Annotated in this window: 23 protein-coding genes; 17 read left to right on the top strand and 6 right to left on the bottom strand. The window is 32.7% G+C overall.

Annotation, left to right across the window (positions count from 1 at the left end; all coding sequences use genetic code 11):
- The first annotated feature begins 17 nt into the window (after positions 1-17).
- Positions 18-395: a DoxX family protein gene (locus ACSVDA_RS01340; protein ID WP_485880198.1), complete on the top strand. Its 378-nt coding sequence runs from the start codon at positions 18-20 to the stop codon at positions 393-395.
- Between the two features lie 396 nt (positions 396-791).
- Here the strand turns inward: ACSVDA_RS01340 and ACSVDA_RS01335 are convergent, their stop codons facing one another.
- Positions 792-1,868 carry a GNAT family N-acetyltransferase gene (locus ACSVDA_RS01335; protein WP_485880196.1) on the bottom strand — a complete coding sequence of 359 codons (1,077 nt, stop codon included), beginning with the start codon at positions 1,866-1,868 and terminating at the stop codon, positions 792-794.
- Positions 1,869-2,499: 631 nt separating this feature from the next.
- Between ACSVDA_RS01335 and ACSVDA_RS01330 the strand changes: the two genes are divergently transcribed.
- The 9 genes from ACSVDA_RS01330 (at position 2,500) to ACSVDA_RS01290 (ending at position 13,782) form a co-directional block, all read left to right on the top strand.
- Positions 2,500-3,258: a peptidase MA family metallohydrolase gene (locus ACSVDA_RS01330; RefSeq protein ID WP_485880194.1), complete on the top strand. Its 759-nt coding sequence runs from the start codon at positions 2,500-2,502 to the stop codon at positions 3,256-3,258.
- Positions 3,259-3,870: 612 nt separating this feature from the next.
- The gene (locus ACSVDA_RS01325; RefSeq protein ID WP_485880192.1) at positions 3,871-5,253 is read left to right on the top strand and encodes an erythromycin esterase family protein; all 1,383 of its coding nucleotides are present in this window, start codon (positions 3,871-3,873) and stop codon (positions 5,251-5,253) included.
- A gap of 454 nt (positions 5,254-5,707) precedes the next feature.
- Positions 5,708-6,181, top strand: coding sequence for a GNAT family N-acetyltransferase (locus ACSVDA_RS01320; RefSeq protein ID WP_485880190.1), 474 nt, complete (start codon positions 5,708-5,710; stop codon positions 6,179-6,181).
- A gap of 240 nt (positions 6,182-6,421) precedes the next feature.
- Complete coding sequence (gene pyrF, locus ACSVDA_RS01315; RefSeq protein ID WP_485880188.1) at positions 6,422-7,345, top strand: orotidine-5'-phosphate decarboxylase; 924 nt, start codon at positions 6,422-6,424, stop codon at positions 7,343-7,345.
- Positions 7,346-7,596: 251 nt separating this feature from the next.
- Positions 7,597-8,592 carry an NAD(P)H-dependent glycerol-3-phosphate dehydrogenase gene (locus ACSVDA_RS01310; RefSeq protein WP_485880186.1) on the top strand — a complete coding sequence of 332 codons (996 nt, stop codon included), beginning with the start codon at positions 7,597-7,599 and terminating at the stop codon, positions 8,590-8,592.
- Between the two features lie 348 nt (positions 8,593-8,940).
- Positions 8,941-9,816 (top strand): phosphotransferase family protein, encoded by an 876-nt coding sequence (locus ACSVDA_RS01305; protein ID WP_485880184.1) that lies wholly within the window; start codon positions 8,941-8,943, stop codon positions 9,814-9,816.
- 1,246 nt (positions 9,817-11,062) lie between these two features.
- Positions 11,063-11,590, top strand: a complete 528-nt coding sequence (locus tag ACSVDA_RS01300) for a hypothetical protein (protein ID WP_485880183.1) — start codon at positions 11,063-11,065, stop codon at positions 11,588-11,590.
- Between the two features lie 23 nt (positions 11,591-11,613).
- A complete protein-coding gene (locus tag ACSVDA_RS01295) occupies positions 11,614-12,690 on the top strand; it encodes a metal-dependent hydrolase (RefSeq protein ID WP_485880181.1) in 1,077 nt (358 codons plus the stop codon).
- Between the two features lie 705 nt (positions 12,691-13,395).
- Complete coding sequence (locus ACSVDA_RS01290) at positions 13,396-13,782, top strand: YhjD family protein (RefSeq protein WP_485880179.1); 387 nt, start codon at positions 13,396-13,398, stop codon at positions 13,780-13,782.
- Between the two features lie 29 nt (positions 13,783-13,811).
- Here the strand turns inward: ACSVDA_RS01290 and ACSVDA_RS01285 are convergent, their stop codons facing one another.
- The gene (locus ACSVDA_RS01285; protein WP_485880177.1) at positions 13,812-14,117 is read right to left on the bottom strand and encodes a hypothetical protein; all 306 of its coding nucleotides are present in this window, start codon (positions 14,115-14,117) and stop codon (positions 13,812-13,814) included.
- 967 nt (positions 14,118-15,084) lie between these two features.
- Here ACSVDA_RS01285 and ACSVDA_RS01280 point away from each other — a divergent pair.
- The 4 genes from ACSVDA_RS01280 to ACSVDA_RS01265 are packed head-to-tail and all read left to right on the top strand — an operon-like array spanning position 15,085 to position 17,810.
- Complete coding sequence (locus ACSVDA_RS01280) at positions 15,085-15,492, top strand: GntR family transcriptional regulator (RefSeq protein WP_485880176.1); 408 nt, start codon at positions 15,085-15,087, stop codon at positions 15,490-15,492.
- Complete coding sequence (locus ACSVDA_RS01275; RefSeq protein ID WP_485880174.1) at positions 15,489-16,400, top strand: ATP-binding cassette domain-containing protein; 912 nt, start codon at positions 15,489-15,491, stop codon at positions 16,398-16,400. The genes ACSVDA_RS01280 and ACSVDA_RS01275 overlap by 4 nt, the downstream gene beginning before the upstream one ends.
- Positions 16,372-17,130, top strand: coding sequence for a hypothetical protein (locus ACSVDA_RS01270; protein ID WP_485880173.1), 759 nt, complete (start codon positions 16,372-16,374; stop codon positions 17,128-17,130). Before ACSVDA_RS01275 ends, ACSVDA_RS01270 begins: the two co-directional genes overlap by 29 nt.
- Positions 17,127-17,810 carry a hypothetical protein gene (locus tag ACSVDA_RS01265; protein ID WP_485880171.1) on the top strand — a complete coding sequence of 228 codons (684 nt, stop codon included), beginning with the start codon at positions 17,127-17,129 and terminating at the stop codon, positions 17,808-17,810. Before ACSVDA_RS01270 ends, ACSVDA_RS01265 begins: the two co-directional genes overlap by 4 nt.
- A gap of 83 nt (positions 17,811-17,893) precedes the next feature.
- Here ACSVDA_RS01265 and ACSVDA_RS01260 read toward each other — a convergent pair whose 3' ends face one another.
- On the bottom strand, positions 17,894-18,430 hold the full coding sequence (locus tag ACSVDA_RS01260; protein ID WP_485880169.1) for a CGNR zinc finger domain-containing protein: 537 nt from the start codon (positions 18,428-18,430) through the stop codon (positions 17,894-17,896).
- Positions 18,431-18,536: 106 nt separating this feature from the next.
- On the opposite strand from ACSVDA_RS01260, the gene ACSVDA_RS01255 reads away from it, so the two are divergent.
- Both ACSVDA_RS01255 and ACSVDA_RS01250 read left to right on the top strand, forming a co-directional pair.
- Positions 18,537-19,715: an MFS transporter gene (locus tag ACSVDA_RS01255; RefSeq protein ID WP_485880168.1), complete on the top strand. Its 1,179-nt coding sequence runs from the start codon at positions 18,537-18,539 to the stop codon at positions 19,713-19,715.
- Positions 19,716-19,941: 226 nt separating this feature from the next.
- Positions 19,942-20,388, top strand: a complete 447-nt coding sequence (locus ACSVDA_RS01250) for a flavodoxin (protein WP_485880166.1) — start codon at positions 19,942-19,944, stop codon at positions 20,386-20,388.
- Positions 20,389-20,553: 165 nt separating this feature from the next.
- Here the strand turns inward: ACSVDA_RS01250 and ACSVDA_RS01245 are convergent, their stop codons facing one another.
- Positions 20,554-21,930 carry a L,D-transpeptidase family protein gene (locus ACSVDA_RS01245; RefSeq protein WP_485880164.1) on the bottom strand — a complete coding sequence of 459 codons (1,377 nt, stop codon included), beginning with the start codon at positions 21,928-21,930 and terminating at the stop codon, positions 20,554-20,556.
- An 888-nt stretch (positions 21,931-22,818) separates the two neighbouring features.
- Here ACSVDA_RS01245 and ACSVDA_RS01240 point away from each other — a divergent pair.
- On the top strand, positions 22,819-23,253 hold the full coding sequence (locus tag ACSVDA_RS01240; RefSeq protein WP_485880162.1) for a DUF6526 family protein: 435 nt from the start codon (positions 22,819-22,821) through the stop codon (positions 23,251-23,253).
- 384 nt (positions 23,254-23,637) lie between these two features.
- On the opposite strand, the gene ACSVDA_RS01235 is transcribed toward ACSVDA_RS01240, so the two are convergent.
- Together ACSVDA_RS01235 and ACSVDA_RS01230 are read right to left on the bottom strand one after the other, a co-directional pair.
- A complete protein-coding gene (locus ACSVDA_RS01235; RefSeq protein ID WP_485880160.1) occupies positions 23,638-24,651 on the bottom strand; it encodes an S-layer homology domain-containing protein in 1,014 nt (337 codons plus the stop codon).
- A 757-nt stretch (positions 24,652-25,408) separates the two neighbouring features.
- The gene (locus ACSVDA_RS01230; protein ID WP_485880158.1) at positions 25,409-26,788 is read right to left on the bottom strand and encodes an MATE family efflux transporter; all 1,380 of its coding nucleotides are present in this window, start codon (positions 26,786-26,788) and stop codon (positions 25,409-25,411) included.
- Between the last annotated feature and the right edge of the window lie 42 nt (positions 26,789-26,830).

Here is a 26,830-nt window from a genome sequence, read left to right as displayed (position 1 = left end):
GAGAGGAGACAAAATTTATGGATATTTTATTTTTAATAGGAAGAATTTTATTTTCAGTTATTTTTATTTCGGCAGGATTTAATCATTTAAAAGATTTTACAAATACAATAGAGATGGTGAAGAAGAGTAAAGCTCCTTTTCCGAAATTGTCTGCTGCTGTTATGAGTTTATTTGCCCTTGTGGGTGGCTTAAGTGTTGCTTTTGGCTTCTATGCAGAAATTGGGGCGTTTCTTCTTTTCATTTTTCTAATACCGACAACCTTTATTGTCCACGGTTTTTGGAGATTGCCAGATGAACAAAAGGAAATTCAGAGTGTGCATTTTTTCAAGAACCTTGCTCTTATGGGTGGAACATTAATGATTCTTTATTACGGTTCTGGTCCTTATAGTTTGTAAAAATTTCTATTAACAATCTAAACCAAAAGGGGAGAATAAAAATTTTTCAAATCCAGTGCTCTTCTTTATTTTAAGGTCAGGTTGTTGAACTAATAGGCAGGGTACTTCAATTAAAGCATTAAAAAGAGGTTGTCCTAAATATGTTGAGAATCAAACTTTAGAGCAACCTCTGTCATAATTTTAAGTGTTAATATCTAACTATAACTAATTACTTTATAATTAACTGAAAATAGTCGAAGGAATCTGACCCATTTCGGTGTAGTTCAACTGAAATTACCTTGGGCTTTAACGTTATTAAGAAAGTTGATTCAAAAAAATCATTAAAGTTTTGGCAGTATTATGTTTATCATGATTATAGAATCTAAGAAAATAAGGCTGTGTTTGCTATACTAATTTCTAAAGTGACTCTGCAAGTATGCGTGCGATCTGTTCGCTATTCTCTTCTCTATATACAAATTCATGATAATGTGGTTGATGGAAAGCTCTCCATCCCATATCAATAGCCCTTTTGTAATAATGTATTGCTTGTTCCATTTCGCCGGTCAAATAAAACATACAGGCTGCATTCCAATATAATGCCATATCTCCATTCCAGTCCCAGCCTTTATCAAGTGCTTGAGCATAACTCCAAGCAGAGCGGGCATAATCTTTCTCAACACCATATTTACGATCACCACGCATATAATGGTTGCCGTTGACAAGAAGGTTGTTTAAAGGATGATTCCATCCAAAGAGAACAGGGAAATCCGCAAACGGCTTGAAACCAACTGACAGAGCTGTTCGCTGAGAAGCTATATTGTTTGACCAGCACTGCCAACCAACTTTTCTGATACCTCTCTGTTTTGCCAGCGTGAGTACACCTAATGCTGTTCTTCGTGCCCATCCGTTACCTCGATAGTTTTTATCTGTTTCAATACCGATTTCACACTCATCATCAACTACCCAATCAGTAAGGCACCAACTAATAATAGTCGGCCCCTGAGGCGTAACTTGTATAGCAACACAACCGAAGCCCTTATCGTCGTATGCTTCTATTGAAGGCCAGTTCTCTAGAATTTCACTTTTTACTTCACTAAGCCCTATTACATCTTGACGTTGCAATAAGTTGCCATTTATGGGAACAATACTATTACCATAGGGAACGTCAATACTGCGTAAATTGTGAGTAAAGGTCATTCGCCCACTTCTCATAGGCAATAAATCTTTCATTACGATTTGGAGAATATCTTCCCATTTTCCTTCTGTAGGATAAAACAGTACATAGTCTAACTCTCCATTTGAGGCAAGCTCAGGTAACAGCTCCTCTTTGACTAAATTATTGGTTTTTTCGAAAAATCGGTTGTTCTCTGTACTACCACCTAGAAAAATGCCTTGAGGGCTTGTCAATAGTGCTGATGCACAGTCATTAGACAGAAAAATCCGGCCTGGTACAGTACCTTTAATGACCGCTTTAATTGATAAATGATGCTTCAACGCTTCAAAAAGACCTACTGCTTTATAAAAGTTTTGGCTGGTGAGTTCAATTCCTTCAACCATGTTTTTTGAGTACATCATATTCATTTGCCTCCCATGAGCTTATGAGAGGTTTTATTCAACTAAAAATATAAACCTCTCACTCGCTTCCAGATTTGTTTGTTCTTAACCAAACATCATCACTCCCTTAAACGTATTAGAGGATTAAGTTCTAAGATACTTTGAAATTTATGCCCTCATCCAATTATGGATTTATTATACAATTTGTTCAAGATGGAATTTATTTTAGATGCCCACAATTCACTCTACTTTTAGGTTTGATATGTCTTGAATGGCAAGGTATTTAGATCCAAACCCCATTGATATTTAGAGTAAAATATAATTGCAATCTTCAACAAACTGGCGCATCTCTGTAGTAAAACAGAAATATTTTAAAAAAATGAAACATTTCATATGAATTTTCGTATTACTTATCAAAGATAATCAGAAAAATTTTTTAGTTTGAGTAATTTTGATATATAAATACTTAGAGTTAAGTCATTTTAATTTTTCTATAGTTTTAAAAACAACAGATATTCAATGGTAGAAATAGATAGAGAAGTTTATTGGAGTGATAAGGGAGCGGAGAAAGGTGAAAAAAATATCAATTGTAATGAATAGTTTTATTTTGTTAATTCTGTTATCAATTAGTGCCTGTTCCAACAAAAACACAGATTTAGTTCTTATACAAGAAACAGAGCATGGTCTTTTTTACAGTCCAAGTTCAGGTGAAGATGAAAAAGAGATGGTAAAGATACTGGCAGAATCGTTTGAATTGAATTATCCCCGTATTACCAATATGTTTCAATACGAGGATAACAATAAAGTTGTTATTCACGTTTATGCTGATAAAAAAGAATTTGTTGAAATGATTGGTCGTGAAACTGAAGGTACTTATGTATCAAAAGAAAATATTATTAAAGTGTATACACCTACACATTTAATCGGCGGAATTCAGGAAGAATATACGTTTCAATTAATCCATGAAATTGTTCATGCAGTTATTCAACAAATTAATCCGTCTGTTGCAGGTGTGAAATGGCTAGACGAAGGTATCGCAGAATATGCTTCTAAACAGCTTGAAGAGGATATTAAGTATAGATCTACCTTTAACGATTATCCAACTCTAAAACAATTGGAGTCAGGATCTGTATACTTTGATGAAGCAGGGTCTACAGCATACTTATATTCTGGTATTTTGATTCAATATATTGTCGATGAATATGGTATAGACGCATTAAACAATATTATTAGAACACCCAACAACATTGAAGTTATTATGAATGCTTCTACTGAGAGTATATATGAAAAATGGGTAAAATATTTGGAAGGTAAAGAATGGTTAAAATAAAAGTGATTATCAGTGCACTTTTACTTGTCCCGATTGTACATGGAATGTAATTTTATCTATTTCATTGGTGAAGGAGGATCTGGGATTAACTATAAAATTATCACTTATAATTCCACAATCTGGCGCATATCTGAGAGATAAGTGCCTTTGTTTATGAGAAGGTACAGAAATTTAAATTTCGAATATTGTGGTTACTTCAAGTGGATAAAAAAATTAATAGTGAGCTTATTTTTAAAAAATGATATTAATGTGTCCATCCATCCTAATTCATAATTATTTTAGTTTTTTCAATGTAAACTGTAGGAGACAAAGTGAAAAATTGTTATTCAACAAAATGGTGCTAATCTGTAAAAAAGATTTGCGCTTTTCTTGATTTTAGGGGCATTTCTTATTACTAAGATTAGGGTTATAAGAAAATAATGGAACCTTTTCATGGAATATCCGTAGTAAAGTGTACAAAGAAAAATAAAAGTGGTGTTTGTCTTGCATAAGTGGGAGGGTTGCTGTCTATTTGCAAAGTATCAGAGGAGAAATAATCAGTATTGGTTGTGATATCCACCGCACTCAACTCCTCTTTTAAACTAAAAATGTGAAATATGGAGGTTACATGCATTGAGTTTATTTAAGCGGTTTCGCATTCCTACTATATTATCTTTAACTCTAGCTGTGCTCATTTTATTCGCTTGTATAAATCAAGAAACTACAGATAGTGTAGAAGAAAATAATATTGAATTAAATACAAATGACAAAAAGGCTCATATGCAAAATGAAAAAAATAACGATTACAAGTCTATCCAATTAAACAGTACAGATTATAACGATCTAGCATTTCTTAAAGATATCTTGGGTAATAAAAGGGTAGTCATGTTGGGGGAAAGCTCTCATGGAGTAGCCGAGTACAACTTAATTAAGAGCAGGTTGATCAAATATTTACACGAAGAGTTAAATTACAATGTGGTTGCCTTCGAAAGTGGTCTGGCAGATGTAAATGTAACAAATGAGTTGCTACTAGATAATAGTCCATACAGAGCATTAAATTATGCGCTCCATAGTGTATGGAATACAAATAATAACGTGAAATTATTTAAATATTTACAAGAACAAAAGTCTTCAAACCAGTCTATTAATATTGCTGGGTTTGATATTCAACCACAGGAATATTCTAATCAGGGATCAAATATACTTTATGAATATTTTGAAGGTATACATAAAGATTTTGCTGAGAATGTAAAAGAAGCAGAAATAGGTTATGATGAATTAATCAAAAAAGGTAATAAAAAGAGTAGGGAAATTATCGAATTACCTACGATGTGGAATGAAGAGAGAAGAAGATTGATTCTTCAGTATGAAAATTTATTAGGTATTCTTAGAAATAGTGATTCTCAAATATCAAGGACTTTGAATGATCAACATGAGAAATTATTCATAAAGATTTTTGAGCAAAGAATCAATGGTCTTACAGACATATATAATGAAGAGTATTTTATACAACTAAATTCAACCGAAAGAAGTGAACGAAGAGATGCAATGATGTCAGAAAATTTGATATGGCTCTTAGAAGAAATGTATCCAAATGAGAAGTTCGTTATATGGGCTCATAATTCCCATATTATGAAGAACAGGTCTAAAGTAAAAATAGCAGGTGGTAGAGTCCCATATGTAAATTTTGTGGAATTGTTACCAGACTCAATTAAAAATGAATCATATATTATTGGCTTGTATATGTATGGTGGACAACAAACTTCAACCCTTCGAAAAGTATATGATATACCTGAAAATCATAAGACAAACTCTATAGAAAACCGTCTAAGTCAATCCAAGTATCCTACCACTTACTTAAATATTGCGATCAAAGACACTCCAACAATTGAGTATTGGTGGAATTCTGATACGGTAGGAAAAGCGGGGGGATTTTATGAAGAAACGTTCATCCCTAGCGAGCAATATGATGGTCTTATCTTAATAGATCAAGCGAATCGACCAATATATCAGTAAATCGAGTGGGTGAGGAATCTTTGACATTTAAAAAGATAATAGTGGCAAAAAGAATTTTCAAAATGTGTTAACAGGTACAGAGTCAGATTATAATGTAAAATTTATTGTATCAACAATCCCTCAAATGATAGATAAATCTTGTAACTAGAGTAGTGAAGCTGGCGGGACTCTTCCCTACCTCTTTAGTACCAAATGGTCATTAATTCTATTAGTTTTAATAGTGTTCAACCTAAAAATTGTTATTCCACAATATGGCGTGATAATACAATACTAACTAGTTAATATTTAGTAGATGAAAAAGAGCATTGTTCGCCAAAATGCTCTTTTTCATCATTTATTCAAAAACGCAAACAGCAAATGTCCATTTTCATCAGAACAAATGTTATACTGTTAAAAAATATTGGAATTAAATAACAACTTGGAAGGCTGATAAGAATGGCATATAAAATTCAAAATGCAACTAGAAGATATAAAACAAGTTCAAGATGTGGCAAAAATAACTTGGAACGCTACTTATGAAGGAATAATTCCTTTAGAGGTACAAGAAAATTTCTTACATTCAGCTTACAATGATGAAAGGATGAAGCAACGATTAGAACGTTCTACTCTTTTTGTAGCTGAAATAGAAGGTAGAGTTGTGGGTTTTGCTAACTTTTCTCCAGTAAGAGAAGATGGAAAAGTTGAGTTAGGGGCTATTTATGCTATTTATCTTTATCCAGAACAACAAGGCAAGGGTATAGGCTCAGTATTGTTACAGAAGGGGATTGAAAGTTTAGATGGTGTAAATGAGATTTATATAAATGTTGAAAGAGATAATAAAATAGGAAAGACCTTTTATGAAGCTAAAGGTTTTGAGGTTGTCAAAGAATTTGATGATGATTTTGATGGTCACATCCTAAAGACAGTAAGAATGGTGTTAAAAGCTTAAAGCTCGCATATGCGAGCATTTTTAGCGTAAGTTGATAATATCATTCAAGGTGAATTTCTAGTAATTATTAATCGTTATTGATTGGAATCATACACTGAATTAACATAGATTAATTAATAATTCAGCTAATAAAAGCTCAGCTCAATTGATCTTTAACAAAATGGCGCAAATCTTGATGTGAAAATCTGTTATTATTGATAATGGAAAGATATATCACATCAAACTAAGGAGTCCAAACATATGAAAAACTTTGCAGACACATTGATAGAGCACAGTATAAAAAAAAACACAGCTTTAGTAGTTGGGTTAGACCCTGATATATCCTATTTCCCGAACTTCTTGTTAAACAAAGATACACAAACAACAGAAGGAATATGTAATGCCATAATAAACTTTAACAAATTAGTAATTGATGAAGTTTGTGATCACGTAGTAGCAGTAAAGCCCCAGCTTGCTTACTACGAAATATATGGTAGTGAAGGAATTAAAGCTTTAGAAGAAACTATACAATATGCTCGGTCAAAGAACATAATTGTAATTAACGATGCAAAAAGAGGAGACATCGGTCCAACTTCAAAAGCATATGCAAAAGCATTTTTAACAAATGAATCCTTATCAGGTGATATGGTAACTGTAAACCCTTTTTTAGGAAGTGATGGCTACAACCCTTTTATTGAGGTTGCACAAGAAAACAATAAAGGTCTATTTTTGTTACTAAAAACATCAAATCCTTCTTCATCCGAAATTCAGGATTTAAAACTACAAAATGGTGAAATCTTGTACATGCAAATGGCAAAAGAAATAAATGCTGTAGCTGCAGCAACTAAAGGTGATAATAACTACTCATTTATTGGAACAGTAGTAGGGGCAACCTACCCATCCGACGCAAATAAAATAAGAGAATTGTTACCACATTCAATCTTTTTAGTTCCCGGGTTAGGAGTACAAGGAGGCAAAGCAGAAGATTTAGCTGTCTTCTTTGATGAAAAGGGTTTAGGAGCTGTTATCTCTTCATCCAGAGGAATTACGTATAGCTATTATTTTAATAATAAAGATGAAAATTGGAGAAACATTTCAAAAGAACAAATGGCTAAATCTATTGCAGATGTAACCATTACAGCAAAAAAACAGATCAATAAAGTTCGGTTCAAAACAAACTCCTAAAATGTTAATCAAATAATTTCTTATAACGAAGACTTTGTGGAATATGTGTACAAATAACTGTGCTTTTAGTATTCAACAAAATGGCATAAGTCTTAAATTTAGATAAGTGTTTTTTATTTGAGTGACATATTCTGTGAAAAAGGATTATCTAGGTACTGAAAATTTGAAATATTAGTTCTTAAGTTAAAGGACAATATTATTAAATAAGTGGAGTGTTTTTCTTACTAAATATTGAAAAATGAATTTCTGAAATGAAAAAAAAACAGATAAAGGTGAGAGTATTGAATATTTCAGTTCTTGGTTGTGGACGTTGGGGCACATTTATAGCTTGGTATGCTAAAAAAATAGGTCATAATGTAATGTTGTGGGGGAGAGAGAACTCTAAAAATTACATTAGATTAGATGAAACTAGAAGGAATGATTATCTTACGTTATCTGAAGATATTGAATTAAGTAATTCTCTACATAAAGCAGTTTCATTTGCTGAGGTTATAATTATCTCTATTAGTGCTCAGGAATTAGGTTCGTTTGCAAGTCGATTAAGCTTAATTAATGAAATAGAAGGAAAAACCTTCATCTTATGTATGAAAGGACTAGAAGCTACAAGTGGAAAAAGGTTATCTCAAGTATTCAGTGAAACAGTGGGTAATAATACCAATGTAGCAATATGGGTAGGGCCTGGGCATGTACAAGATTTTATAAATGGCATCCCGAATTGTATGGTAATTGGTTCTGAAGAAATCGAAATCACTAAAAAAATGGTTCAAGCATTTAGTAGTGATTTAATAAGGTTTTACTACGGACAAGATATGATTGGAAACGAGATAGGAGCAGCTACGAAAAACGTTATGGGAATTGCGGCGGGAATGTTGGATGGATTGAATTACAGCAGTTTAAAAGGTTCACTTATGGCGAGAGGGACCAAGGAACTTTCACGCCTTGTTACAGCTATGGGAGGTAATGATGTAACAATCTATGGGTTGAGTCATTTAGGTGATTATGAGGCAACGTTGTTCTCTTTACACAGTCATAATCGGAAATTTGGACAAGCTTTTGTTACAGGTGAAAAGTTTGAGAAATTGGCAGAAGGAGTATCAACAGTCAAGGCATTAAAAGAGCTATCTGAGCAATACAATATTGAACTTCCAATTTGTAACGCACTATATGATATTTTATTTAGAAATCGAGATGCAAAAGTTACTTTAGAGAATCTTTTTTTAAGACCTGTTAAATTCGAGTTCCAATAAAAATGGAATTGATAAGGTGAATCTTCATATTCAATTAAATGGCGCTATTCAGTAATAATACTGAGAGCGTCTTTCTTTATGGAAACGGTCAGGTATTGAGTAATAAATAATAATTATATGCTAAAATTAGGAAGTATTGTTGGAAATGTAATAGGTGTAGAAGATAATAGCAAAAGTTATCTCGAATTCTATTCTTTTATTGCAAGGTACTAATTAAAAGAAGAAGCGCGTTGTTATTCATGAAATTGGACATATAAAAGGATAATGCTTCAGAAGATAATGGATGCTTATTTATGTTTTTATTGTTCGAATTTAGAAGATTAACAGTACAGAAACGGAGAGGAAAGAATGGATAAGCTACAAGAAACAATAGATAAATTTAAATTGAATGTGTTAGCAGTCGAGAATGTTCCTCAGTCGTTTAGTTCGACTGTATATAAAATTCTACTAATGGATAATCGAACAGTTTTTATTAAAATTCCTTATTCCAAACAAAAACTTGAACGAGAGTTTAGTGTACTTAAGCGAATAGAAAATGATTTACCTGTTCCACAAGTGTTAGATTATTGGGAAGGTAATGAGGATATCACTGGTGCATTATTGTTGTCAGCAATTAACGGTGTGCCAATTACAGAGAAGGTTGATTCAGTATTAGCGTTTGATATTGGAGTGCATCATGCTAAGCTGCATGCAATTGCTCTACATGAACATGATTTCAATAGTTCTGTTTCAAATGAGTATGATCATTGGCCTGAGTTTATTAAGCAACAATTTAATTCCTTTGCAATAGATGTTAAAGAAGTAGTTGATCCGAGTTTATACGAACTGTCTTTGCAGTATTTTGATAAGCAAATCAAATTACTCCCACCTTCTGACGGACCTTGTTTTATACATTTGGATTTTAGACCAGGTAATATTTTAGTTCGTGAAAATAGAGTGGTCGGCATTATTGATTTTGAAAGTGTCCGAATCGGATCAACTGATATGGATTTCACAAAAATTAATAGGGATATTTTTCTCAAATATCCTGGGACATTGCAAGCGTATCAGCAAGGCTATGAATCTATTCGAGCACTTGTTGATTTACAAGAAGTGTTCCCGTTTTATCACTTTATCGACGCTTTTAATTCAATTGGTTGGTGTAATAGAAGAGGTATTGAAAAACATCAAGCTTTTCTTCAAGAGAATTTAGCATATTTAAAAGGGATTTTAAATGTTAAATAACTAAAAGTGTACAATGTAAATATGATCCAGCATTGTTTTGATCGAGAGAAAAGCAAATCATCGTAGGAGTATTGATCTCATGAGATATTTCATCAAAAGAATATCTAATCGTGCAGGAATTAAAAAGAATATTGCCATCACGAATTACAACAAAGCTATGCAACACATAAGATAAATAATGGCGCTCCAATTAACTTCATACAAAGCTTATTAGGTTATGAGAAAAGTGAAACATCAAAAATATGCTCAATTGAAGGCATCAATTTAATAGTCAGTATTTTTAAGTAGTGGACAAAGTGAAAAAGTCCAATATTATATTAATTATTTATGTTAGTTGGATAACAATAGGTTCTAAACCATATCTATCATGTTTAATCTGTAATTATTCCATTTCCATTTTGATCTTTGGTAATAAAGTTTGCTTCGATAAGACCTTTAGATGATTGTGATAGCTTTGATTGGGGTAGGTCTCCTAGTTTTTTAGAAAAGTATCACTCACATAGTTCCTTAAATTGCATTAACTCATAGATAACTTTTATTTGATCTAAAAATAGCTTTAAACCTTATTTCGTTCACTTTAAAGGTAGCTTCGATGTTCGTATCTACCAAAGGTTCCCCCTTGACCTCACTTCTTATTAATCGGAAAAATTGATTTTTATAGTGACGCTAAAAAGTAATGTTAGGCGTATTTTTCTTTGGTTTTATCACTCTTATCCAAGGGTACATAGCACTCTTCTGTTCATTCTTGCTAATACTCCAAATAAAAGATTATGATCTTAGTTCTTCAGCATAGGCTGCTAGTACTCAGGGTAAATAGCAACTATACCAAGAACTAAAGATTTAAATTCGAAAGTATATGAATGAAGAGATTTTTTGAGCGAATTCCGTTAGGTTCTTTTTCATCACAATACAATCAATATATCCTTCAGCAACAAGATTGACTTTATAGGATAAAAATAAAGTCTCTAATTGGGAAACAAGCGCTTCTTTGTTTTCGCCTAGATATTTCAGGATTTTTTTTCTCCTAAAAACATTTCTTTTAAAATTTTCTACTATCATTCCATATTAAAAACAACCTGTAAGGTTATGTATAAAAAGAGCTCATCGTATAAACATGAAGAAATCTTAAGAAATTCTTCATTATGTTACAAAGAAAAACGTAAGATTTGAATGTTATGCTAGAAAAGTAAGAGAACATGAAACGTTTCTACAAAACATAGAAAACGAATCAATCTGTTAGGAGGAAATGTGTGTGACAGAGACTAACCAAACAAAAATGACCCCCTTGATGCGATTCTCCATCGTGGGATCGTTACTCATATTCACCATTATTTTGGTCTATACGTCCATTGATTTGGTTCGGTATATGAAAGAAAATCTAAGTGATTCTTCCATCAGCTGGGTAGAATCCATTGCATTGGATGAAGGCATCGGAATCAACTGGGTAACGAGAAATGATGGAAGCACCGAAATGGAAGTCGTAAACGGGGAAAAGAAAGAGGTATTCGAAGTATCCGATCAAGATGAAGACATTACCTTGTTTCCGAGCGAGTCATTAGGGATATTGGGTGTAATCACAAGCGAACAAATTGAACAAATTTCGGTCAATGATTCTAATGAAAAAATATCCATAAATGATTCTATTGGAGAGATCCAGTTCTATCCCTATGAAGATTATATCTTCTTTTATTCAACTGAGAAAGTAGACGAACCTGTTATCATCAAAGGATTTTCCGGCGAAAACGAATTGGTTGGTGAAACTCGTTCATCATAATCTACGAAAAAGGAGTCTTAATCATGCTTTTAACATTAATCAGTGAAGTGGGATATCACGGCGCCGTCGGGGCCTTTGTTGCGTATTTGATCGGTCGTCGTTATCTTCCGGAAAAGAAATTGTTTCTTTTTATGTTTATAGGAGTCATTGCAGGGATTGCCCCTGATTTGACTTTGATCTTTGAATTTGCAGGAGGGGTTCTTTCAAGTATCACCGACTTTCCTGTTTTGGAGTTTTTAGGAGTACGTTTATATTTTATGGGTCATTCGATATTTGTCGCTCCAGCTTTTAGTTTAGGGTTAGCGGTTTTGATCCGTCCTATTTTTCCTGAACTGACTTTGAAGATCCGCTGGATGTCGATGTTTTTTTCTATCGTAATTGGGCATTTATTCATGGATTTTCTAGATAATGGATTGCCTTTATTCTTCCCAATAACATATGATCGAGATATTGGCTTAAACGTATTGAACGGGAGCGATGGGTTCCTTGTTCTTTCCTTTAGCGTTTTATTTGCACTCATTCTGTTTCTTCATAAAACGGGAAGGCAAAAATGGGCCCCAAAACTCATTATAGTCGGAGTTGTTCTGCTGGCTTCATATGGAGGGGTACGAGAGATGTCGAAAACTCAAATGACAAAGCAATTGGCTGAACAATACCCTGGTGATAAGGTGTACATTGAAGCGGGAAGCGGAAATCCTTTCTCAAGCAGGCTATGGCATTATGAAATCAGGTCGAATTCCGATGCTTTTACCTTTATCATTTATGGTGAAGGATCTTTCTCGAACCTGAATGAATCAGAACAAGAACGTCTTTTCTTAACAGATAGCGGGTATACGCTCTTATTGAGGGAAATAACAATCGAAGATCAATTGTATTTAATAGGAATCCCTTATAATATCGGTGAGTCTAGTTATAATTTTGATGTTGGAAAAGAAGACTTGCTTGTTTATAAAGCGGAAGAAGAGGCTGAGGAACTAAAAAGGATAGAAGGAGAAGAGAAAGACAGTCTTTTAAACGAACTACCTTCTCTCTCTGACGAAGCGATCCTTTTTGAAAAACAGGATGTCTCCATCAAGGGCATCGATCCGATAGAAGAATGAAGACAAAAACGCCTGAAAAGGCGTTTTTGTTGATTTAGTCAGAAATAAAAAATGACATGATACAACTTTTAACTGTAGTAGAGATAAGTGGAAATGAATATAAAATTAAGTGAGAAAAGAATTTATCCTATGCTGATATTAATGATAATGTGTAATTAGTAGGGGGTAAAAATTTTTAAGGTTGGGGTGCGTACACATGTCAGCAATATTCGGGATGATACTATACCAACAAGCGGTTTAATGTAAATTTTTAAAGAGGCTGGGACATAACTTAAGTGTTTAACTAAAATTCCGAACAAAGTAATAACTTAGCGGATGAAATATACGTAGACTCCTGCGGGATGAAAAGCAACGGCTAGACCCCGCAGAGCGTAGCACGAGGAGGCTTGCCAGCTTCCCGTGGAAAGCGGAGTATATTTCAGGAGCGGCGTAACTAGAACTACAACCATTGTTCGGCTTCTATTTAGTTAAAATATTTTTGTCCCAGCCTCTTTTAAAATGGAACGGAAGCCCGCCAACATAAGGACAAACTCATTGAGGTTTATCAAGACGAAGAATAAAAAAATATGGCTGGAGTTGTAGTGGGTGCTATATCGCGTATAATTTGTACAACAAAAAATCATGAAGTTATTGTGTAGGACAAATTGCCAAAAGATCACACAGTTGCTACAATACGATAAGAACATTCGTTTGGTGGTGTGGTATATGAGAGCAAGTATACCAGAGGAATTGTTAGACACAATTGTTGAGAAGATCTATCTTGATCTAGAAATCCACATTCTTGAGAAAAAGTATATGGATGCAGAAACACAGAGAAAAGATGAAGAACATATCAAGTTTTTAAAACAAGTTATATCAAGTGCCAGAAAGAAACGGAAAGAAATAGGTGAAGTTCTTAAAGGGAGAAACGTAAAGATTTATGAAGTAGTAGAACTAGATGATATGTTTGTTGAATACCCATATGCTCAAAATACGAATGGGGCATCTAAAGAAGGTACTCAACGTTTTTGGAAAGCGGGGTTAAAGTATCGGTTAACTCGCAGAATAAATGAACGTTTGAGAAGAGGTGTTGAAGAAAATACAAATTCTTGAACAAAATAAATAAGGTGACAGATAGCCACCTAAGTATTCCTATGTTCCCATTGTTCTAGCGCCAAGTCGTACATATCATCCCAAGTTTTAAAGGACGTGTTTTCCTCCATAAATTTATTTTGTTCTGATAACGGAATGTAGGTGTCTGGAATTGTAGCATAGTAACTTTCAAAGAATTCACTATGATTTTTGAATCTAGTATATTTTTGAAGGAATTCAGAAGTATATAAGTCGGTTGAGTCAATCAAAGTAAATTCAATTTCATGTGCATGTTCGCTGGATTCAAGGTGAGGTGGTGTACATAAAGAATCAAGTAATTCGCGTAGGTTTTCCATAATGATGCCTCCTTTCTTAAATTATAATACTGGATTAATGCTTCATCAGTTGAAAAATTGGATATTTTGTGAATAATATTAGATCATTATGGGAGTTAATAAATTTTATATGCTCATTAGCTGAAGTGGCGTAACTAGAAGTTGAACTAAACAGTTTTGTTATGCTGATCTTCCACAATTTGGCGTAAGAATGCTATCTACACTACATTTAGAATACTACTCATTAAATAAGATCAACCAGAAAAGTTACTGACTGATCTTATAATAATACTAAGTGGCGCTTTTCAGAAATGATACTGAAAAGCGTTCTTCTTTTGCTTAGAAGAATATTGTTTAAACAAGATATTTTGTAACCTCTATGGATATTCTTTCAAATACCATATTTTAAAGTAGGGGTAGTTGAAATGTAGAAACAAATCATTACACCTAAAGAGTTAAAGAAACCATCAAAAGTACCATTTGTTTTTGGATTTTTAATCCTTATTACTATAGTTAAGCTTTCAACCGTTCAAAAAGGTTTGATGTGAGTTCAGTTATTATAACAGCGTATAAATTCACATTCATTTAATGACCTCAATATGAAAGGTATTGATTCTAATACTATACATAGTAGCAACTCAGAATATAAAATTAAATTCGTTTTCAAGACATCTTTAAAATTTAAATACTTAAGTGAAAATTATTGGAGAGAAATAACAGCATAATCACAAATTTTTTCTCTTAAAGAAAATAATAAATATATCTCAGTATTTATCAGCTAATTTAGATAAAACACGCTTGGAAATATCCAAGCGTGTTTTATCTAGATTTCTAAAAACCTTCTAAAAAAACGGCTTATGCTTTATAGAATATGTAACTAAAGTTATTTTCGCGTTGTTTACTTATAATTTAGACGAAAAAATAAATGTGATATATACGTGCCTATTGTAAAAAATGTAAGTTTACTATATACTACATTACAACAGTAATGCACTATGTTAGGAAGGAGGCGGAGACAATTCTAAATACAGAAAGTACTAAGCCAATTTATGTGCAAATTGCTGAATGGATTGAATCAGAGATATTAAACGGTCATTTCGAAAGTGATAACAAGGTGTATTCACAGTATCAATTAGCTGACATGTATACGATTAATCCAGCAACTGCAGCGAAAGGGCTTAGTCTTCTAGTGGACGAAAATATTCTTTACAAAAAACGCGGACTTGGAATGTTTGTCTCTGTTGGAGCAAAAGACATGATTATAGCTAAAAGGAGAAATCAAACATTGAAGGGGTTAATACAGGAATTGGTTTTAGAAGCTAATCAGTTGCAAATAGAAGATAACGAGTTAATTGAAATGATAAGAGAAGAAATGGTTAAGGAGGAGAGACAATGACTGTAATTGAATGTTCTGTCTTAACTAAAAGATACGTAAGAAAAAAAGTCTTAAACAACCTATCTTTTTCCATAGAGGAAAATAAAATTACAGGATTAATTGGTCGGAATGGCGCTGGAAAAACGACCTTGTTAAAAATAATAGCAGGATTCCTAAAAGAAACATCGGGTGAAATCAATGTTTTTTCCAACAAGCCATTCAATAATTTACACGTCTCAGCAAATTCCATCTTTGTGGATGATTTAATGAGTTTTCCTCAAGCTGTACCACTAGGTGAACTGTTAGAAGTTGCTGAACGCTTTTATCCTAATTGGAATAAGCAATTAGCAAGTAATTTATTTAAGTATTTTTCTTTTGATCCTAAGTATTATCACACTAGACTTTCAAAAGGAAAGAAAAGTACGTTTAACATGATTATCGGTTTAGCGTCACGTTGTCCTTTAACAATTTTTGATGAACCAACTACAGGAATGGATGAAGCAGTGAGAAAAGATTTTTATAAGGTGTTGGTGAAGGATTATATTTCTTTTCCGCGTACTATTATTCTATCCAGTCACCATTTGGGTGAAATAGAAGATATATTGGAGGATGTTTTACTTATTAACAATGGAGAAAAACAATTGCACATGCCGATGGATGTGTTAAAGGAATGGGCAGTCGGAATTAAAGGGGCAACAGATCAAGTTGCTAAATTGACGCATGGGAAAGAGGTAATATTCAAGAATCACTTAGGTATGAATACGATTTATCTGGTTGTAAAGAATGATTTATCTGATTCTTCCCTCCAACAAGCACGTCATCGAGGTATCGAAATCTCTCAAGTTAAAGTTAGTGATCTATGTGTTTATTTGACTAGTGAAACGAAGGGAGGTATTGAAGATGTCTTTGACGACAGTGACATTAGCTAATACTGTTAAAAACCAATATTTTTACAAGCTCAAAGCAAACATAGATTCGTTTAGTTCACTCATAGGAATCCAGGTTTTAGGTATCATCTTTTCACTTGGTGGAATTGGAACAACATCCATGGGCAGTAATAATTTTAATATCAACATCCAGTACTATGCAGCTGATATCGTCATTGTCTTTACATTAATTTGGGCTTTCTCTACAGCAATTACGATTACGACTAAACCACATAGAAACCATGATTTTACGTTTGTAACCAATCGACTTAGCAGCAGTCTCTCGAATATTCTCTTTTTAATAACGGCTACCATTGTAGGGAGCATTACAGCCATTTTATCTGGGAATGTAATACAAGTCCTTAGATATATTTTGATTGATCAGGAGCTCTATGTTCTTAATACTGGAATCCAAGAACTTGTTATCGGTATAAGCGCAATCTTTTTGTATGGGCTAATTGTTTGTGCAATAGGTTACTTTATTGGAACACTAATTCAAGTAAGTAAGTTATTTATCATTGTTATTCCAGTGTCATTGTTAGGTTTGATTTTTCTTGAGGCTACCTTACTTGAAGGAACGATAAGGGATAATTATTTATCTGTCATCAAAATTTTTCAATTTTATGTATCGGAGCCAATATTTGTATTATTTATTGTGAAAGTTTTGATAACTTCTAGCTTGTTTTTTATGGCTGCCATTAGCATCCTGAATCGAATGGAGGTAAGAAAATGATTTCCTTCGAGCTAGCTACATTTCAAATTATTTTATTTATCATTTTAGTAGGGCTGTTCTCTTTAATGATTAAAGCTGGGAAAAATATTAGCTCTCTAAAAATAACTCACTGGCTACTTTTAATATACACAGGATTACTTTTATTAAGTTCTGTATTTATAGCATTCGCCTCCGATGATTCATTAAAACAGCAGGAAGTAAAACAAGGTGAAACAGATCATGACTTCTATTCATTATTGAGCAGTATGGAGATAGATAAGCTTGATCCAGACTATATTATAAAAGCAAAAAGCTTTGATGATTATAGAAATCAAACATTGGAAGTTAACTTTACAGAAAAGTACAGTCCCCACGTGATTGTAGAAAGAAAATTGAGTAGTGATAACAAGATCGAAGTATTTAACTTAAGTAGTGGATTGTTTGTAGATGGTGTCGATTTTTCTAGTAAGGTAGCTCCAGTTGGTTTTATATTAAATGATAATAGACTTATTATTAACTCTCCTTCACAGGATGTAAATATCAAACTGGTAAAAGCTCCGTTTCCAGTTCGGCAATTTACAGAAGAGTCACTTTTTAATCAATATGATGGGAGAGTAAATCAAGTTATTTATTTAAAAGTACCAAATGATGTAGAGTTAATAGAGGGTTCGTTTGTGAATTTTAGTTTTATTGAGAGATGAGACACTTAAAATGTTCTACGTGGCTAAAAAAAGCCGTGTAGAACATTTTTATGTGTTTAATAACACGTGTAATATAAAGATTTCTATTTATTTCTGTTCTTCTCTCTATACCGTTTTACCTTAGATATAGTCCCACATGCTCTTCCAGTGGGACTATTTGCGTTCATATTACACCACTTTTTAGTACCACTTTTTGATTGATCATAAAAGGCCCACTTACAATCTGGACAAATTTTTAGTCGATGAAAGGTTCCTGTGTTGATTAAAGTCAAAATGTCTATCAGTATATAGTCGATTAGACTCTTCCTTTTATATTTGTAAATCAGGTTATAGACTGGTTTTTTGTTTTGTATTTGAACCTCGTATGCAATTTGCCTTCTGTTAATCCATTCATTAAGGAGCTCTCCATCATTTTTTTCAATTGTCGTCCGTATGTCTGACCGAAATTCGATAACTTCATCTAATAAATCATTGGAATCTTCGATTGTTAGATGTTCATGAATATAATTCGAGACATCAGATATAGTTCCAAAATGATCTTTAGGTACTCTGTCTTTGTTAGGAATTTCCCAAGTGTTCAAAAAAGATAATACTTCGTTAATTTCTTTGTTCTTATCCATAATTGTAACCACCAATCAATTTTACAGGTTGCATTATGATTCATTATAACATAACATAAATGTAACCATCTAAATAAAAAGAAGGTTACAACTAAAGGAGGTTACTATGAATCAAACAACGAAAGTTATCTTATTTTCAGCATTTTGTATGAATCTTGCAGGTTTTGCCGTAATATCCTTTTTTGCAGTTTATTTGTCAAATACACTTTATTACTCAGTAGTAGAGACTGGAACAGTATTATCTTTAATCGTTTTAACCTCCAGTGGGTTACCTCTTTTAACTGGAGGACTCGGAGATAAATACGGTTATAAAAATTTAATGGGATTAGGATTATTAATACGGGGAACAGGTTTCATTATTTTAGCAATGTCAGAGGCCTTTTACTTCGTCTCTTGTGGGGCTGCTCTTATCGGGTTAGGATCTGCATGTTATGAACCTTCATCAAGAGCATTTTTTTCATCAGTAAAGCAAGAGGAGCTAAAAAAGAGAGTGTTTACTAATTTAAACCTTTCACTAAATGCTGGAGCAATTATTGGACCTCTTATGGGAGGGGTGTTACTATTTGTTAATCCTAGCTATCCATTTGTCATTAGTGGCATTCTATTTTACTTATTATTCGTAGTCCAACTCCTGTTAATAAAGCGTAGCGATTGTACAATGAGTTCACGCCCTTCTATCCTTGTAAGCGTAAAGCATATCGCAAAAAATAAAAAATACATCCTCTATTGTGTTGCAATGATATTCTTTTGGTTCATGTTTTCTCAGCTAACAGTATCCATCCCGCTACATATGTATAACTTAACTAGTAGTGAGAGGTATGTTAGTTTAGTCATCACAGTAAATGCTATAACAGGACTGATGGTAATGATTATGATCAAACAATTATTTCATAGAATGAACATATACAGTCTGCTTACAATAGGTGTACTCACCATGTCATTTTCTTTGTTAATGATCAGTTTCATTTCATCGCCATATTGGTTATTAATATGTATAGTCGTATTTACGATAGGTGAAACGTTTGTATTACCTTCATCCGACATTGCAATTTCAGAATTTACCTACGGGCAGTTTCAAGGTTCATATTTTGGTTTTTTTGAAATATCCTTTGCTATTGGAGCAACTTTAGGAAATTTCACAGGTACCTTTTTGTTGAATAACTTTCCTAATAGTATGTTGCCTTGGATTATTTTTTCTAGTGTAGGAGTCATTAACTTTCTGCTTCTTACTATTTTGAGAAGAACTTCCGTTACTAGCTCTGTAATGAAGGAAGAAGTCGTATAAATGTATAGTGATTTTCAATTTTCACTTTATTTTATACGTATCTACTAATTATTAAAGCATCCTTTCTCAATTAATATCATAGTAAGATTAGAAGTATGAGTTAATCATTTAGCAGAAATAGGCATATGGTTGACAATGATTATCAATATCATATATACTAATCATATATTAATGATAACTATTATCAATTAAATGCTTCTGCTCTTTATCTAAGGGAGGATTAACAATGTCAACAGTGCTAATCATTTACGCGAGTATGTCTGGAAATACTGAATCGATAGCTGATTTAATAGAAGAAGGACTACAAGACAAAGGTGTAACAGTTGAAAAGAAAGATGTCTTTGACGTAGACATAAATATAATAGATAAATATAATTCAATCATATTTGGATCATATACTTGGGGGGATGGGGAGCTTCCAGATGAATTTTTAGATTTTTATGATGAGTTAACTGAGGTAGATTTGTCTGGGAAGGATTTTGCAGTGTTTGGTTCAGGAGATAGGTCTTATAAAATATACTGCGGAGCAGTTGATATTTTTGAGTCAGCTATATTACAACAAGGTGGAATGCTCGTTCAAGAGAGCTTAAAGATTGAGGACAGTCCTCAAGGCGAAGAAATAGAAAAATGTAAGCTGTTTGGAAGGGAGTTTGTTCGGAATATTAGAAAATAGGTTTAGTAGAATTAATCACTTACCTTAGAACAGTTCGACTGAGAAAAGGTAATTGCTTATAATATATATTTAGTAATTAAAGAGCCTAGCAATTCTACTAGGCTCTTTTTTGTCGTAATTTAGTATTATATTATTTTGTATATTTGTTGTTATAACTGAGCAAGGTTAAACTATCTTTACTTTAGTGCCAATTGGAATTTGATCAAACAGCCATTCAATTTTTTCATTTTCCATTCGAATGCAACCTTGCGTTACATATTCTCCAATAGATCCAGGGTTTATCGTCCCATGTATACCATATGTTCTGCCTGTTGTGCCTGGTACACTTAGACCTAGCCATCTACTGCCTAAAGGATTTGACGGATCTCCACCTGGAATATTTTTAGCGGTGTATGACGGTTCAACAAATTTAGTAATGATTTCAAACATACCCGAAGGAGTTGATAGATTTTCACCTGTTGAAACTGTTGTTTTGAAAAACTCATCACCATTTTTATATGCGACAAGAATATTATTAGATCTATTGATTTCTATCAAATAGTTAGCATTTACAGTCGGGCTATTTTCAATCATAGCTGTTTGATGCTGTTTAAAAATATTAGGTATAATTAATGTTTCACCACTTTTTATTGATTCGATATTACCATTTATTTCACTTATTTCTTGAACATAATACGATAGTTGATAATATGTATTCATAATACTATATAGCGTTTCTGCTTGTTGAACGGTATGTACTACGATCCCGCTACTAGTAGGTATTTCAATATTAATACCAGCTTTTACATCGGTTTCAGGGTTAAGTATAGTATTATATTCCATTATGAAGTTTAATAGCTTAGATTTACTATAGAATTTTCTCGCTACCTCATATAATGTGTCACCTTCTTGTACAGTATAAACAGCTAGTTTGTCCGGATTTGGAACAACGATTTGCATTCCTTCTTTGACATCTACTTCAGGATGCGTAATATTATTATATGATTGTATAAATTCAGTGTTATTTTCATTGTAAAATAATTTGGAAATTTGAAAAAGTGTTACTCCCTTTGAAATCTCATATTGGATGGAAATCTGTTTATGGCTATTAATTGATGCCTCCGTAGAACTTAAAAGGGTTTCTGAAGGTTGTTTACTCTCTATTTTAGTAGCTTGTACCTCTTCTGTATTTGTAGATGCAGATTCAGAAACAGGCTCTGTAACCACTATTATTTCTTGTACTTCTACTACAGAAGCTTCACTGATACTATTTGACTTAGTGTTGGTAGTATTTTCAGTAGACAAGTCTTCTTTTTCTTGTAACGTCTCATTAGTATGTGAATTTAAATCTTCTACCTTGTTATTATTTTTTTCAGTAGCTATTTCTTGCTCTAACTTTTTGCTTTCAAGTTGTACTTCAGCACTTGCTTCTGTTGGATTATTAGCTCTAAATAAATAATTACCTGTAACTATTGTTATGAAGATAATAAAAAGAATTGCATAAATCGTCATTTTACGTGTTATAGAATTATTTTCTGCACTAGCATTTGATGGATCTTGCAAAATATCACCTCATTTGTCGAAAATACACCTCCCTTATTTTACATTTGTATCATAATCTTTCCTATAGGATGATTCACTTATTTTTCTTTGTTCCTTAGGTTAACGGATACTTTTGACCTACCAATTTTGAGTCTATCTACTTATAAATGGAAAATTATAAATGATTAAATGAGGAAGAAATTTTATTATTAATCGTTACTTATAGGTCAAAATGAACTACTGTGTTGTATAGAGTGAAATGTAAAGATTGGAAAAATAAAGAATGAAGTTATTAAGTTAACTATGAAAATTTAGGAATCTGTGAAAAAGTTGGAATGTGTAAAAACAATTAAATGAACATATTTTGTATGTACATGGTAATGATGTAGTTGATTCAATTTATTTATGGATGTAAAGAATTTAATGAGAAAGAGCTTGGTCTTATTTAGCCAACAATTCAACAGTATAGTAAGAAAGTATGATAAATAATAGATTAATTAACATTTCAATAGAAAATGAATAAAAACTTATTGTGATGGTGTCATCAGGTAAAGCAACCAGAAAAAATGAGTAGACATTACAGTTGATAATACAGGAACTATGAATATAGATGTTAATGGTGGATTTAATCATTGGTTGATACTTTCCATTCTTAGATATAGCACGTATTAATCTAGCGTGCGTGGCAGCTTTTTTACGTATATAATTTAAATTTTCAAAATTCATCGTACTGTCTATTTTTAAGTAATAATCGCAACAAAGTTTACGAAAAAAATCCTTTAAAATTATATAAAAGTAGTAATTAGATAAACTGTTAAGTAAACTTGACTAAATTATCCGAAAATTGGTAAAATTAAGTGATATTTAACGTTGTAGACATTTTCTTAAATAATAAAAGAGGTGGGGAAAATGAAAAGTCAAAACTTTAAGAACCATGTTCGTATGCATCCAATTTATCATTACATAGGAGCGCCACTTGTAACAGTAGTATTTATTGCAACACTTGTCAATTTAATTATGGCGATTTATAGCGGTGAAGGGATTTTAACAGCTTTATTGTGGTTAGCTATTACATTAGGCTTATTTATAACATTTTCTTTAGTAAGACTATATTCAACGAAGTTACAAGATCGAATCATACGTTCAGAAGAGAATTTACGTCATTATACTCTTACGAATACAATGCTAAATTCAAGGTTAACGATCCAACAAATTATTGCTTTGCGTTTTGCGAGTGATGATGAGTTCCCAGCTTTATGTGAACGTACTATTAAAGAAAATCTACAACCTAAAGATATAAAAAAAGCAGTAAAGCATTGGCGTGGAGACTACTATCGTGTATAGATATAGATGATTTTAAATATTCTAATAAATAAACATATAAAAAAGGACTAGATTTAGTCCTTTTTTATATGTTTATTTATTCGGTATTATCGCATAACACGGATTGGTTTGTAATGAAGTAATTGGTATTCAATGAAATAGCACTATTAACGAATATATTTTATCAACTTTCACTGGAATGTAAGGAGCTTACTTCTAAAATAACAACTATATAATTTGTAAATAGTTAGTACTATATTTAAGCAACAAATATAGAAGGCATACCACATATTAGTCAAGAAAACCAAGTGGTATGCCTTGTAGAAAGGTCTTCTGTTCAACTGCATTAGTTAGTTAATAAGCACAATCTTCTTCCAACTGTATCTATTAAAGATGAAAAGATCCCTACTTGCCAATAAACATCTGTACCCAATAGTAACTATGTGAACCACCTTCAGTAAATCCAATACCAATTTCAGTATAGTTAGATGAAAGAATGTTTTTACGATGACCGTCACTGTTCATCCATCCAGTTACAACTTCTTCTGGAGTTGATTGCCCAGCTGCGATATTTTCTGCTGCGCTAGTCCACTGTACACCGAATTGCTTCAGCATATCGAATGGACTTCCATATGTGGGAGATGTATGTGAAAAATAGTTCTGATCACGCATATCTTCAGTTTTTATTTGAGCTACTTCGGTTACTTCAGTAGATAGTTCAAGTGGATGTATGTTTTCTTTTGCTCGTTCTATGTTTACTAAATCAAGTACATCATAAATAAACGAGTTTTCCACTTTGGTGGTATTTTTCTCTTGAGAATCTAGTGTTCGTATTACAAATACTGCCATTTGTGCTCGCGTTACATACCCATTAGGTGAAAATTCAGTTGGAGATATGCCAGTCGTAATATTAGAAGCCACTAGTTTAGTAACATAAGTGGTTGCCCAATGATGATAAGGAAGATCATCGAACACTTTATTAGATACGCCTTCAATATTAAAAGCCTCTACTAATATTTTTGCCATTTGAGCACGAGTCAACGGATTGTTCGGATTAAATTCTTCATTTCTACCAAAAACTTCTTCATCTACTAGGGCAGCTATGTATGGGTAGGCAGAATTTGATGTGCTTACATCTACAAAATGTGGATTTGGGCGATTATTTAAATCAATATTTAGTGCTCTTCCTATTATCACTGCGGCATGAGCTCTAGTAATATAGTCATTCGGAAGAAATGAACCATCTGGATAACCATTAATAACTCCTTGTGAAGCTAAACCTTCTATTTCTTCCTTAGCCCAATGATTAGACGGAACATCAGAAAACACTATACTAGCATGCACTTGATTAGAATTGAAGCCAACTGTTAACAGTGCGATTGCTAGGAATATTTGAGCTGCCTTTTGAAAACCTGTCATCTTCTCGTCTCCTTTTCCATTCGATATTTTTAAGATGGTTTAATAGCTATACAGAAATTAGATATAATAAATCTATTAGTATAATTATCCTCAAAAGGTATTCTATCTCATTATTAACTTTATAAAAAGGCAAGAAAATAGAATTATCAATAAATGAGTAGTACGACATAGTTAACAAGTACTAGGGACTAGAAGGAGGGAAGAGAGGCGACAAAACGTTAATGTATGTTCTTTATAGTTTTTCGTATAACTTGTTGTAATAGTTTCTAAACGTTATATAAAAGACAAGATGCCACGAAATTTAGTATTTTTAATAGGAAAACTACAATCAATTCAAAAATAGCCTAACTATATGTAAAAGTTGAAATCAATCTTTATTGAAGAAAAGGTGGTACGAACGCTTGTGATATACTTGTTCCTCCTTATTTGAAAAATCAATAACAATTTTTATTTTCTCCATAACTATTGGGGCAAACTACTGTTTTATCATTGTTACACCAACAAATGAAGAACAAAGTTCAACAATTTACATTATCGTTTATAACAAAAATTGAACCTGTTCATAAGGTATTTTACATCAATGATTTACTATTGCGGAATTACATAAAAACAAGATTATAGAGGGTTATATAATTAAAATACAAAAATCAGAAAATAAAAGTGGAGTGTATTTTAGAGGACTGTATGTATATTCATTAAAATTGTATTGGAAAACAATCCCCCTTCTTAAACTTAGAGAAGGGGGACAGCTAAATAATTAATTTCTTCCTTGCAATAATTCCATTTGATCAGAGACAAACTTATGTCGTTGAATATAAAATAAGCGTGTAAATAAACATATTGCTCCAACCGCTAGCCCTGATATTAAGCCAATCCAATAGCCAAATGCACCAAATGATGTATAGTTAGCAAGTATATATCCTAGTGGAAGACCAATAATCCAATAAGACACAAATGCCAACATAAAAGTTACATTTACATCTTTATAGCCCCTGAGAGCTCCTTGAATAGGACTTCCGATTGCATCTGATAACTGGAAAAAAATAGCAAAGAATAAGAACTGCTTCGTTAATGACAAGACCGTTGGATCAGTTGAATAGAGGCCTGCAACAGTATCTCTAAATATAAATAAACCTACAGCACACCCAATAGCTAATATTACTGCAATGCTAATTCCTAAGTAGCTATATTGAATAGCGTCTTTATATCTGTTCGCGCCTACTTCAAATCCTACCGAGATAGTTAGTGCCATTGAAATACTTAAAGGTAGCATATATAAAAATGATGAAAAATTTAGTGCTGCTTGATGAGCCGCAATTGTGTCGGTATTAAATTGACTCATTAGCAAAGTGACGGCAGCAAATATACTCGTCTCAAAAAAGATCGCAAATCCAATGGGTACACCGATTTTAATTTGTTCTTTCCAAGCTGTGAATGACAGTCTTTCAAATTTAGAAAAGAGTTGAAATTTAGCAAATGGTTGTACTTTTTTAATAATAAAAATTGTAATAATTAAGATACACCAATAAGTAATAGCTGAGGCATAGCCAGCTCCTACTCCGCCTAACTTTGGAAAACCAAATTTCCCAAAAATCAGTAAATAGTTTAATAGAACATTGATAGGGAGTGAAATAAGTGTAATGATCATTGTTGTTCGAGTTTGGCCAAGACCATCAATAAAGAAACGTAAAACGTTGTAAAAAAACAAAGGGATTAAACCGAACGACAATGCTTTTAAATAGTCAAAAGCAATATTACTTACTTGGTTATCTAGATCCATAGCATTTATAATCGGTTCTAATAAGAAGAAACCGATAATGAAAACTACTAGGGCGATGACCAATGATAAATATACTGCTTGAATAACAGAAAAAGAGACTTTTCTTTTCTCATCAGCACCTACATATTGTGAAACTATTGGCGTTAGTGCCATAAGAATTCCTGCTAATCCTGTAAATATTGGTACCCATAAGCTTGAACCTATTGCAACACCAGCCAAGTCATTTTTTCCCGCATGACCAGACATAATTGTGTCAAAAAAATTCATCGAAAACATGCCTAGCTGAGTAATTAGAATTGGAATTAAGATGGAAGTAAACTGTTTTAGCTTTTCAGATCTTGTGTTAGTTTCTTTCATTTGTAATCTCCTCAAATAGTGGGATGAACATTTATACAGATG

It is taken from the genome of Cytobacillus sp. Hm23, from assembly GCF_051842895.1.
Lineage (GTDB): Bacteria > Bacillota > Bacilli > Bacillales > SM2101 > Nanhaiella.
The sequence above is the reverse complement of the archived record's forward strand: the minus strand, read 5'-3'. Positions and strand labels throughout refer to the sequence as shown.